The sequence below is a fragment of the Rhizobium sp. 007 genome, from assembly GCF_015353075.1.
GTDB lineage: Bacteria > Pseudomonadota > Alphaproteobacteria > Rhizobiales > Rhizobiaceae > Rhizobium.
In genome coordinates this window covers 3,306,150-3,318,101 of sequence record NZ_CP064187.1, presented here as the reverse complement: position 1 = coordinate 3,318,101, position 11,952 = coordinate 3,306,150, and the positions used below count along the sequence as shown (strand labels likewise).

Annotated in this window: 7 protein-coding genes and 1 pseudogene; all 8 read right to left on the bottom strand. The window is 60.1% G+C overall.

The features are described from left to right. Window positions 1–13 precede the first annotated feature (13 nt). The 8 genes and pseudogenes from ISN39_RS16260 to ISN39_RS16225 all read right to left on the bottom strand — a co-directional run bounded on the left by ISN39_RS16260 (window position 14) and on the right by ISN39_RS16225 (window position 11,895). Window positions 14–275: pseudogene (locus ISN39_RS16260) on the bottom strand (hypothetical protein). A gap of 13 nt (window positions 276–288) precedes the next feature. Beyond that, entirely contained in the window at window positions 289–777 is a 489-nt protein-coding gene (locus ISN39_RS16255) for a MaoC family dehydratase (RefSeq protein WP_194728204.1), read from the bottom strand. Window positions 778–866: 89 nt separating this feature from the next. Continuing rightward, window positions 867–2,849, bottom strand: coding sequence for a glycogen debranching protein GlgX (glgX, locus tag ISN39_RS16250; RefSeq protein ID WP_194728203.1), 1,983 nt, complete (start codon window positions 2,847–2,849; stop codon window positions 867–869). A gap of 10 nt (window positions 2,850–2,859) precedes the next feature. Continuing rightward, window positions 2,860–4,491 carry an alpha-D-glucose phosphate-specific phosphoglucomutase gene (locus tag ISN39_RS16245; protein WP_194728202.1) on the bottom strand — a complete coding sequence of 544 codons (1,632 nt, stop codon included), beginning with the start codon at window positions 4,489–4,491 and terminating at the stop codon, window positions 2,860–2,862. Between the two features lie 5 nt (window positions 4,492–4,496). Next, window positions 4,497–5,939 carry a glycogen synthase GlgA gene (glgA, locus tag ISN39_RS16240; RefSeq protein ID WP_194728201.1) on the bottom strand — a complete coding sequence of 481 codons (1,443 nt, stop codon included), beginning with the start codon at window positions 5,937–5,939 and terminating at the stop codon, window positions 4,497–4,499. A 4-nt stretch (window positions 5,940–5,943) separates the two neighbouring features. Further along, window positions 5,944–7,206: a glucose-1-phosphate adenylyltransferase gene (glgC, locus tag ISN39_RS16235; protein ID WP_074069678.1), complete on the bottom strand. Its 1,263-nt coding sequence runs from the start codon at window positions 7,204–7,206 to the stop codon at window positions 5,944–5,946. A gap of 22 nt (window positions 7,207–7,228) precedes the next feature. Then, complete coding sequence (glgB, locus tag ISN39_RS16230; protein WP_194728200.1) at window positions 7,229–9,436, bottom strand: 1,4-alpha-glucan branching protein GlgB; 2,208 nt, start codon at window positions 9,434–9,436, stop codon at window positions 7,229–7,231. Continuing rightward, window positions 9,433–11,895: a glycogen/starch/alpha-glucan phosphorylase gene (locus ISN39_RS16225; protein ID WP_194728199.1), complete on the bottom strand. Its 2,463-nt coding sequence runs from the start codon at window positions 11,893–11,895 to the stop codon at window positions 9,433–9,435. The genes glgB and ISN39_RS16225 overlap by 4 nt, the downstream gene beginning before the upstream one ends. Between the last annotated feature and the right edge of the window lie 57 nt (window positions 11,896–11,952).

Here is an 11,952-nt window from a genome sequence, read left to right as displayed (position 1 = left end):
CGCGCGAGAGCGGCTAAGGACGCAAAGCCGCTTTCAGCAATTCAATGGCCGCTGAAACTGATCGCGGGCGGAACTGCGCGTTCGCAAAATTCCCGCCATACGAACAGCGTTAACTTCGCGCCATCAATGGTTTTGGCGGGATATTCGGCAAGGTCCTCAAGGAGCCGATATCGGGCATCCTCCCAGAAGAGTGTCTCCACCAACGCCGAATTCATCCTGTGGTTTACAATCCAGCTCCCGGTTTCGAGGATATTAAACTGCGCGGGGATTTCCAAAGAAGCCTGCTCCTCAGGTTTCCTCCGGCCGGTCCTTCGGGTCGAACTGGATGATGGTGATCCAGTTCGCAGTAAGCGCGGGTTTCTTCTCGTTTTCGATCTCGATGGACACTTCATATGTGGTCATCAGCATGCTGGCGCCGCGGAAGCGTGCGTCGGCGAGGATGAAATGGCCGCGGATGCGGGTGCCGGATTTGACCGGCGCCATGAAGCGCACCTTGTCGAATCCATAGTTGATACCCATCGTCTGCTCGCGGATTTTGGGCAACGCATTGTAATTCATTGTGGAAAGCAGAGAGAGCGTCAGGAAACCATGGGCGATCGTGCCGCCGAAGGAGCTTTCGGTTGTCGCGCGGGCCGGATCGGTATGGATGAACTGATGGTCGTTGGTGGCGTGCGCAAAAGCGTCGATCATCGCCTGATCGACAAGAATCCAATCTGAAAGCCCTGTTTTCGTGCCAATGAGCCCGCGGACTTCCGCGAGCGAAATTTCCCTGACCATAAATTCCCCATGAAAAAAGCCGCCTGCTCAATTGCTTACAGTGGATTTATGACAATTACGACAACGATTCACATTCGTTGCGGCTTGAATCAATTCCCGACGCAAAAGATGGCCGATCGCGGCGGAACGATCACGGCCGCGCCAAGCTTCTCGGAGTTGCCGGACGCGCTCAACAGCCGCCACGCGGCAGTGTCTGGGGGCGGGAGGACGAAGTCCATCGCATTGTTCGATCGGTTGAAAAGCACGGCCAGACGCACCTGTCTGCGGCTGTCGCGGTCGCGCGTTGTGAGCAGCATGCCGAGCGTGGAAAGATTCGCAGTCTCCCACTCTCCAACGGTCATCGGATTGCCCGAGGAGGATATCCATTCGACATCGCCGTTGCCGTCGAAGAAGCCGGATTCGGAGAAGACGGAGAAGCGCTTTCGCAATGCTGCCACGAAGGCGGTGTGGGCGATCAATTCTTCATCCAGCGCCTCCCAGTCGACCCAGGTGATTTCGTTGTCCTGGCAATAGGCGTTGTTGTTGCCGCGCTGTGTTCGCCCGCCTTCATCACCCGCCGTCAGCATGATGCTGCCGCGGCTGGCAAAGAGCGTCGAGATCAGCGCCTTCAGATCGCCACGGCGCTTCTTGATGATATCGGGATAGCGCGTTTCGCCCTCGATGCCGTTGTTCCACGAATGGTTCTCGTTGTGGCCATCGCGGTTTTCCTCGCCGTTCGCTTCGTTGTGCTTATGACTGTAGGCAACGAGATCCTTCAGCGTGAAACCGTCATGGGCGGCGAGGAAATTGACGCTGCGCGTCGCCGTTCCGCCGTTTCGCAAGAAAATGTCGGAGGAGCCGGCCAGTGCTGTTGCGAGCGGCCCGGTCTTCCAGTCGTCGCCGCGCCAATAGCAGCGGATATCGTCGCGAACGCGGTCGTTCCATTCGAGGAAGGGAGCTGGAAAATTGCCGAGTTGATAGCCGCCCGGACCGATATCCCAAGGCTCGGCGATCATGATGCGCTCGGCGAGCACGTCATCGTCGAGGATTGCGCAGAGTGTCCCTCCATGGGCCTCGAAGCCGTTTGCCGTGCGGCCGAGAACAGGCGCCAGATCGAAGCGGAAACCATCGACGCCGGCGCCGAGGACGAAATGTCGGAGGCTATCGATGATGAGCTGGCGGACATAGGGATGATCGCAGGCGACGGTATTGCCGGTCCCGGTGTCGTTGACAAGCTCGCCGGGCCGGCCGGGCAGATGCCGGTAGAAGGAGCGATTGTCGAGGCCGCGCAGCGACAGCGTCGTGCCGTAACGGTCGCTCTCGCCGGTATGGTTGAAGACGAGGTCAAGAATGACGCCGATGCCTTCGACCCGAAGCTTCGCAACCGTATCGCGCAGTTCGGCCATGCCGCCCGGCGCGAGGCGCGGATCGAGCGCCATGAAGGCAACGGGATTGTAGCCCCACCCGTTCGCTAGTCCGAGCGGCGGCAAATGGCGCTCGTCGATCCAAGCGGTGATCGGCATCAGCTCGACGGCATCGACACCGACCCGCTTGAGATGAGCAATCACTGAGGGATGGGCAAGGGCGGCGACGGTGCCGCGCTGCGTCTCGGGAACGTCCGGGTGAAGGATCGTGAAGGGTTTGACCGCGACTTCATAGATAAAACCGCCTGGCTTGAAGAGGGGTTTCTCCAACGTCACTTTCGTATCGCGGGTCACCATCGCCTTCGGCATCAGGTTCTGCGTGTCTTCGCCGAAGATGCCGAGACGCGGATCATGGCGGAACGGCCGGTCGAGCTGTTTGGCGTACGGGTCGACCAGAAGCTTGGACGGATCGAACCAGAGACCGTTTTCCGGAGCATAGATGCCGTCGGCCCGTAAGCCGTAACAGGCGCCTTCCTTCAGACCGTCGACGAAAAGCCGGTGCACATGGCCGTTTTTTTCACGCGCCATCGGCAGGCGCGCGAGTTCCTTGTTGCCGGTTTCATCGAAGAGGCAGAGCTGGATCTCTGCGGCATGCTGAGACCAGACGGCGAATTCGACGCCGGTTTCGAAAAGGATCGCGCCCCCTTTAGCCCTGTTGTCCGCCCGCATGAGCCTCCGATCAGGTGATCACCGAAGGTGCATCACGGCCCGTGTGCTTGCGGATGTCCGCGATGCTTTCCGCGGCGGCGACCAGGTCGGCCAGCGCCTCCTGCGTCTCGATGTTGTGCCGGGTCGAATCTGGCTCGTAACGCTCCAGGTAAACACGTAGCGTCGCACCGGACGTCCCGGTGCCGGAGAGGCGGAACACGACTCGCGAGCCGCCCGAAAAAAGAATGCGAATACCCTGATGTTCGCTGACCGACTTGTCGACCGGATCGTGATAAGCGAAGTCGTCCGCTTTTTCGACGGTCAAGCCGCCGAAGGTCTTGCCCGGCAGGGCTGCAAGCTGGCTGCGCAAATTATCGATCAGGCCGTTTGCAGCGTCGGTATCCACGCCTTCATAGTCATGGCGGGAATAGTAGTTGCGGCCATAGGTCTGCCAATGCTGGGTAACGACGTCCTGAACGCTTTCGCCGCGGACGGCAAGGATGTTCAGCCAGAGGAGTACGGCCCAGAGGCCGTCCTTCTCGCGGACGTGGCTGGAGCCGGTTCCGGCGCTTTCCTCGCCGCAGATCGTTGCCATGCCGGCATCGAGCAGATTGCCGAAGAATTTCCAGCCGGTCGGCGTTTCATACATGCCGATGCCGCGTTTTTCGGCGACGCGGTCGGCAGCACCGCTGGTCGGCATGGAGCGTGCGATGCCTGCCAGGCCGCCGGAATATCCCGGCGCGAGATTGGCGTTGGCTGCGAGGATCGCCAGGCTGTCTGAAGGGGTGACGAAGATGCCGCGGCCGATGATGAGGTTGCGGTCGCCGTCGCCGTCCGAAGCGGCGCCGAAATCGGGCGCGTCCTCGCCCATCATCTCGTCATAGAGTTCCTTGCAGTGGACAGGGTTCGGATCCGGATGATGCCCGCCGAAATCCGGCAGCGGCATGAAATTTCGCACCGAGCCGAGCGGCGCGCCAAGACGGTTTTCGAAGATTTCCTTGGCATAGGGGCCGGTAACGGCGCTCATCGCATCGAAGGCGATTCGGAAGCCGAGGCTGATCAGATTGCGGATCGCGCCGAAATCGAAGAGCTCCTCCATCAGCGCGGTATAGTCCTCGACCGAGTCGATGACCGAAAGCATCATGCCGCCGGGCAGTTCTTCCTTGCCGATGCGATCGAGGTTCACGTCCGGGAAATCGGCGATCTTGTAACTGTCGATCACCCTGGTGCGCGCATAGATCGCGTCGGTGATCTTTTCCGGCGCCGGCCCGCCGTTGTTGACGTTGTATTTGATGCCGAAATCTTCGGTCGGGCCGCCGGGATTGTGGCTGGCAGAAAGGATAATGCCGCCGAAAGCCTTGTATTTACGAATGATGTGCGAGGCAGCCGGGGTCGAAAGAATGCCGCCTTTGCCAACGATGACCTTTCCAAAGCCGTTGGCGGCGGCCATCTTGATCGCCTTCTGGATGACCTCGCGATTGTAGTAGCGTCCGTCGCCGCCAATGACGAGGCACTTGCCCTGATAGCTTTCCAGAGAATCGAAAATCGATTGGATGAAGTTCTCAGCATAGTTCGGCTGCTGGAAGACCGGGACCTTCTTCCTGAGACCCGACGTGCCGGGTTTCTGGTCCTGGTAGGGCGTTGTGGATACAGATTTGTTCATTTCTGTCACTTGCCTTTCGGGGCGAGGCTTGAATAGAGGGCAGCGTAGCGCTCGGCGCTCTTCTCCCACGAGACATCCGATTTCATGCCCTGCTTTTGCAATTGGGTCCAGACTTTTTGGTCCGCGAAGAGATGTAGTGCACGCCGGATTGCCTGCAACATACCCTCTGCGGTGACGGGAGAAAACTGTATCCCCGTTGCGACTTTCGCTGCAAGCGCGGCGTGATTGGCATCGATCACGGTATCGTTGAGACCGCCGGTGCGTGCCACGATCGGCACGCAGCCATAACGCAAGCCGTAAAGCTGGGTGAGACCGCAAGGTTCGAAACGCGAGGGAATGATGATGGCATCGCAGCCGGCCTGCATCAGGTGCGACATCGGCTCGTTATATCCGATCGAGACGCCGATGCGGCCGGGATGACGGGCGGCTGCGGCAAGCAGCGAGCCTTCAAGCGCTGGATCGCCGGAGCCGAGGACGGCAAGCTTGCCGCCGAGGGCGACGATTGCGTCGCAGGTCGCAGCGATCACGTCCATTCCCTTTTGCCAGGTAAGGCGGCTGATGATGCTGAATATCGGCGCGCCGTCATCATGCAGGCGGAAGAATTCGGCGATCGATTTGCGGTTCTCTTCGCGATTTTTAAGTGTCGTGACGCCGTAATGTGTGTGGACGACCGGATCGGTTGCCGGATTCCAAACTTCAGCATCAATGCCGTTGACGATGCCGTGCAGCACGTCGCGGCGGCTGGCGATGACACCTTCCAGCCCCATGCCGAACTCGTTCGTCAGGATTTCCTCGGCATAGGTGGGGCTTACGGTGGTGATCGCGTGCGCAGCCTGAAGGCCACCTTTCAGGAAGCCGATATGGCCGTAATATTCGATGCTTTCGGTCGAGAACGCATGCGGCGGCAGGCGCAGGCTCGGGAAGATGTCGGCGCTGAACTGGCCCTGGAATGCCATGTTGTGGATTGTCAGAACGGTCGGCAGCTCAGGCGTCGGATAGTAGCGCATATAGACCGGCGTCATGGCCGCTTGCCAGTCGTGGGCATGTACGAGGTCCGGCCGCCAGTCCGGCATCAGGCCCGCGGCGATTTCGGCAGCCGCCAGCGATAGCGCCGCGAAACGCCGCCAGTTGTCGGCATAGTCCTTGCCCGTGTGGTCGAGATAGGGACCGCCCACGCGATCGTAATATGCAGGAGCGTCGAGAACGAGGATATCGAGGCCTTCATATTCCACTTCCAGCACCGTCGCGGGCGCTCCCAGCAGATCATCGAACTGCAGGCGAACGACCGGATCGCGAATGACCTTCATGACTGCCGGATAGCCGGGCATGAGGGTCTTCGTCTCAATGCCGAACTGCTTGAGTGCGATTGGCAGGGCGCCGGCCACGTCGGCAAGGCCCCCTGTTTTGATCAAAGGGAAGACTTCGGACGCAACCGAAAGAACTTTCATATGTTCAAAGATCCAACTTATCGAGCATCGGTTGCGTAATCAGGCAAATACCGCTTTCCGTCCGCCGGAACCGCTTGGCATCGAGTTCCGGATCCTCGCCGACGACAAGGCCCTCCGGAATGACGACGCCATGATCGATCACGACGTTTTTCAATTGCGCGCGCCGGCCGACCTTCACGCTCGGAAGGACGACGGCTCCCTCCAATTTCGAATAGGAGTTAGCGCGAACACCGGTGAAAAGAAGGCTTTTGTGAAGCGTGGCGCCGGAGATGATGCAATCGCCGGCGACGACCGAGGAGGTGGCCGAGCCACGGCGGTCTTCGTCGTCGTGGACGAATTTTGCCGGTGGCGAGATTTCCGCATAGGTCCAGATCGGCCAGGATTTGTCATAAATATCAAGTTCCGGGACGATCGCCGTCAGATCGATATTCGCCTGCCAGTATGCTTCGATCGTTCCGACATCGCGCCAATAGGGTTCGTGTTCGAAATCCGAGCGGACGCAGGACTGGCCGAAGCGGTGCGCGACCGCCTTACCGTTCTTCACGATATAGGGGATGATATCCTTGCCGAAATCTTTGCTGGAATTCGGATCGGCTGCGTCGCGGCGCAATGCGTCGATCAGGAACTTGGTGTGGAAGACGTAGATCCCCATGGACGCCAGCGCAAAATCAGGTTTGTCCGGAATGCCTGGCGGATTGGCGGGCTTTTCGACGAAATCGATGATCCGGTCGGCCTTGTCCACATGCATAACGCCGAAGCCGACGGCTTCCATGCGCGGCACTTCCAGGCAGCCGATGGTGACATCCGCGCCCGAATCGACGTGCTGCTGCAGCATCCACTCGTAATCCATCTTGTAGACGTGATCGCCTGCAAGGATGACCATGTACTCGACGCCGTAATCCTCGATGATGTCGATGTTCTGATAGACGGCGTCGGCAGTGCCTTCGTACCATTGCGTTTCCGAGACGCGCTGGCTGGCCGGCAGGATGTCGAAGCTTTCGTTTCGCTCGGGACGGAAGAAGTTCCAGCCACGCTGCATATGGCGGATCAGAGAGTGAGCCTTATACTGCGTCGCGACGCCGATGCGGCGGATGCCGGAATTCAGCGCGTTCGACAGTGCAAAGTCGATGATACGTGATTTGCCGCCGAAATAGACCGCCGGCTTGGCGCGCCGGTCGGTGAGTTCCTTGAGGCGGCTCCCCCTGCCGCCGGCCAGAACATAGGCCATTGCGTCGCGGGCAAGTGGCTGAATGCGCTTTTCTACCATTGTCTACTCCTCCCACCAGTCTTCAAGTCTCAGGTTCAAGCATGATCGTCGCCAGCGGCGGCAAGGTGATCGACGCAACGATGCTGCCGCCGGCGTTGACGGCCTGCACGCGCCCGCCATTTCCCTTGCCGCTGCCGCCGTAGATATCGGCATCGGTATTCAGGATTTCCCGCCAGCGGCCTTCGAGCGGCAGGCGGATGGAATAGTTCTCGCGGTAAGCCGGCGTGAAATTGGTGATGACGGCGATCGGCTTGTGTTCCGGTGCCTTGCGCAGCCATGCAAAGACGGAGTTTTCGTGATCGTCGGCGATCAGCCATTCGAAACCGTCGCCTTCGCAATCGCGCGCGTGCAGCGCCGGCTTGGAGCGGTAGGTGAAGTTGAGGTCGCGTACGAGGCGGCGCATGCCTTCGTGCATGCGGTATTGCAGCAGGTTCCAGTCGAGCGAGGTTGCCTCGCTCCATTCGCTCCATTGCGCAAATTCCTGGCCCATGAAGAGCAGTTTCTTGCCGGGGTAGCCCCACATGAAGGCATAGTAGGCGCGCAGGTTTGCGAATTTCTGCCAGTCATCGCCAGGCATCTTTGCGATCAGTGAACCTTTGCCGTGCACCACTTCGTCATGGGAGAGTGGCAGAACAAAGTTTTCCGAATAGGCGTAGAGCAGGCCGAAGGTCAGTTCGTTGTGGTGATGCCTGCGATATATCGGATCACGCTTCATGTAGCTCAGCGTGTCGTGCATGAAGCCCATGTTCCACTTGAAGCCGAAGCCGAGGCCGCCTTCATGCACCGGCTGCGAGACCTTCGGCCAGGAGGTCGATTCCTCGGCAATGGTCATGACGCCCGGGTGCTCGGCGTAGATGCGGGTGTTCATGTCCTGAAGGAAGCGGACGGCCTCGAGGTTTTCGTTGCCGCCGTATTCGTTCGGAATCCATTCGCCGTGGTTGCGCGAGTAATCGAGATAGAGCATCGAGGCGACGGCATCGACACGCAGGCCGTCGAGATGGAATTTCTCCGCCCAATAGAGCGCGTTGTTGACGAGATAGGATTGAACCTCGGTACGGCCGAAATTGTAGATCGCCGTATTCCAATCCGGGTGGAAACCTTTGCGCGGATCCTCATGCTCGTAAAGTGCGGTGCCGTCGAACCAGCCGAGGCCGTGTTCGTCGGTGGGGAAGTGCGCGGGCACCCAGTCGAGAATGACACCGATGCCGACCTTGTGGCAGCCGTTCACGAAACGCGCAAAACCTTCCGGTTCGCCGAAGCGGGCGCTCGGCGCGTAAAGGCCGGTGGTCTGGTAGCCCCATGACGGATCGTAGGGATGTTCGGTGATCGGAAGGAATTCGATATGGGTGAAGCCCATGTCGACGCAGTAGGGGATGAGGCTGGAAGCAAGCTCGTCCCAGGAGAGGAAGGAACCATCCTGATGGCGCTGCCATGAACCGGCATGCACCTCATAGATCGAGATCGGCTGGCGGCGCTTGTCGGTTTCGCTCCAGTGTTTGAGGTGGTCTTCGTCCTGCCATTCCTGCAGAAGTTCAGGCGCAACGACGGAGGCCGTCTTCGGACGAAATTCGCTGCGCCGCGCAAAAGGATCGGCTTTTAGCGGCAGGAGAACGCCGTCATGGCCGCGGATCTCGAACTTGTAAGGGACGCCCGTCGGGACATCCGGCGCAAAGATTTCCCATATGCCGGCGCTGGCGCGAAAACGCATCACATGTCGGCGTCCGTCCCAATTGTTGAAATCGCCGACGACGGAAACGCGCTGGGCATTCGGCGCCCAGACGGCAAAATGGATTCCCTGCGCGCCTTCGTGCTTGATCCAGTGCGCCCCCATCTTGTCGAAGAGGCGGAGATGCGAGCCTTCACGCGCGTAGTAATCGTCCATCGGGCCGAGCACGGGGCCGAAGCTGTACGGGTCGGTGACGGCCCATTCCGCATCGTCGCGCCGGGCGCGGTAGCGCACCGGCTGCCGTTTCGACAGCGCGACCGGGCCAGCGAAAAAGCCATCCGGATGGAGCTGCGTCAGTTCGCCAATGACGCTGCCGTCGAGGGTCAAGGCTGTGACTTCTTCGGCGCCGGGAATGAAGCAGCGGGCAGCGTAGCTGTCACCTGCCTCATGCACGCCGAGCACAGCAAATGGATTAGCGTGCGAGCCGGCAAGGATTGCCGTTATTTCGTCTGCCGAAATTTCCCAGGGACGCTTTACTTCAAGGGCGACTTTCGGCGTTTTCATCCGGCTCTCCAGATTTCATCGGCATACTGCCGGATCGTGCGGTCGGAGGAGAACCAGCCCATTCGCGCGGTATTGTTGATGGTCTTGGCATACCAGGAGGACGGCTTGTTCCAGATCTGGTCCACGTCCCGCTGGGCGGCTGCATAGGCGTCAAAATCGGCGGCGACCATGAACCAGTCGTGCGAATAAATGCCATCGATCAGCTGGGCGTAGCGATTGCGGTCATCCGGCGAGAAGACGCCGCCGGCAATCGAAGCCAGCGCCTGCGACAGTTCCCGGGAGCTTTCGATGATGGCGCGTGGGTTGTGTCCATCGGTGCGGGCATCGGCGACTTCATCGGCGCGCAGGCCGAAGATAACGATATTGTCGGCGCCGACATTGTCGCGCATTTCGACATTCGCCCCGTCCAGGGTGCCGATCGTGAGCGCTCCGTTCAAACCGAACTTCATGTTGCCGGTGCCGGAGGCTTCCATGCCGGCCGTCGAAATCTGCTCGGAGAGGTCGGCGGCGGGCACCATGACCTCGGCAAGCGAGACGTTGTAATTGGGCACGAAGACCACTTTCAGGAGGCCGCGGACGGCCGGGTCGTTGTTGATCGTGCGGGCGACGTCGTTGATGAGCTTGATGATGAGCTTGGCATTGTGATAGCTCGGCGCCGCCTTGCCGGCAAAGAGCTTCACACGCGGCACCCAGTCGAGTTCGGGATGCGAGCGGATCTGGTCGTAGAGAGCGACCGCCTCGACAACGTTGAGCAATTGGCGCTTGTACTCGTGGATGCGCTTGATCTGAATGTCGAACATCGCGGAAGGATCAAGCTTCACGCCCATGCGGCTGGCGACAAGATTGGAGAGCGCCACCTTGTTCGCGCGCTTCACGGAGCCGAACTTTTCCTGGAAGCTCGGATCGGTGGCGAATTTTTCGAGCGGCGTGAGCTTTTCGGCGTCATCCATGAATTCGTCGCCGATCGCCTCGCGGATAAGGCTGGTGAGCCCGGGGTTGCATTGCTGCAGCCAGCGGCGTGGCGTGATGCCGTTCGTCTTGTTGTTGATGCGGTTCGGATAGAGCTTGTGCAGGTCCGCAAAGACCGTGACCTTCATGAGTTCGGTATGCAAGGCGGATACGCCGTTGATCGAATGCGAGCCGACGAAGGCGAGATTTCCCATCCGCACCCGGCGGTCGCCGCTCTCGTCGATCAGCGAGATCGCCCGGATTTCGGTGTCGGAGAAGTTCTTTTCCCTGCGGGCCTCAAGCAGAATCTTGGCATTGATCGCGTAGATCAGCTGCATGTGACGCGGCAGCAGCCGTTCGAAGAGCGGGATCGGCCAGGTCTCGAGAGCTTCCGGCAGGAGCGTGTGGTTGGTGTAGGAAATCGTGCGGCGGACGATATCGAAGGCCTGCTCGAAATCCATGCCGTGAACGTCACAGAGCAGGCGCGTCAGCTCGGCAACCGAAACGGCGGGGTGCGTGTCATTCAGCTGGATCGCCACCTTGTCCGGCAGCGACGTGAAATCGTCATACTGCTGCAGGTGGCGGCGCAGGATGTCCTGAAGCGAGGCGGAGGAGAAGAAGAATTCCTGGCGAAGGCGCAGCTCCTGTCCGGCGGGCGTCGCGTCTGCCGGATAGAGCACACGCGTCAGGCTTTCCGCCTTGTTGCTTTCGCGCAGAGCACCGATATGGTCGCCGGCATTGAAGGCGTCGAGCAGGATCGGGTCGATCGGCTGGGCCGACCAGAGACGCAGCGTGTTGACGCGCTTGCCGCGCCAGCCGACCACCGGTGTGTCGAAGGCAGCGGCAATGACGCGCTCTGCCGGCTTCCAGACATAGCGCGGCTCGCCTTCGGCATTGTTGGCGACGTCGACGGTGCCGCCGTAGCCGATTTCATAGGCGCTTTCGCGGCGTTCGAATTCCCAGGGGTTGCCATGCGCGAGCCAGCTTTCCGGCAATTCCACTTGCCAGCCGTCGGCAAGCTGCTGACGGAAGAGGCCGTGGACATAACGGATGCCGTAGCCATAGGCCGGCACTTCGACCGTTGCCATGCTTTCCATGAAACAGGCCGCGAGGCGCCCGAGGCCGCCGTTGCCGAGAGCAGCATCCGGCTCGAGGCCGGCGATCACGTTGACATCGACGCCGAGGGAGGCGAGCGCATCGCGCACCTGCTCCATCAGGCCCATGTTCGTGACGGCATCGCGCATCAGGCGACCGATCAGAAACTCAAGCGATAGATAGTAAACGCGCTTGTCGCCTGTCGCGTAGACCTTGCGCGTCGACTCCATCCATTTGTCAATGATGCGGTCGCGAACGACGAGGATAGTCGCCGTCAGCCAGTCATGCGGCTTGGCAACTTTTGCATCCTTGCCGATGCGGTAAGTCAGGCGTTCGATGATTTCTTCGGCTAGAATTTCCGGGCGGGAACTGCGCGGGGCGGGAGAAGGGATGGTCGGCTTGGAAACGGGGTTCATCGTCATATCTCGCCAAATTTGATTTAGTTTCAGTGCGTTACGTCTGACGAAGCCGAC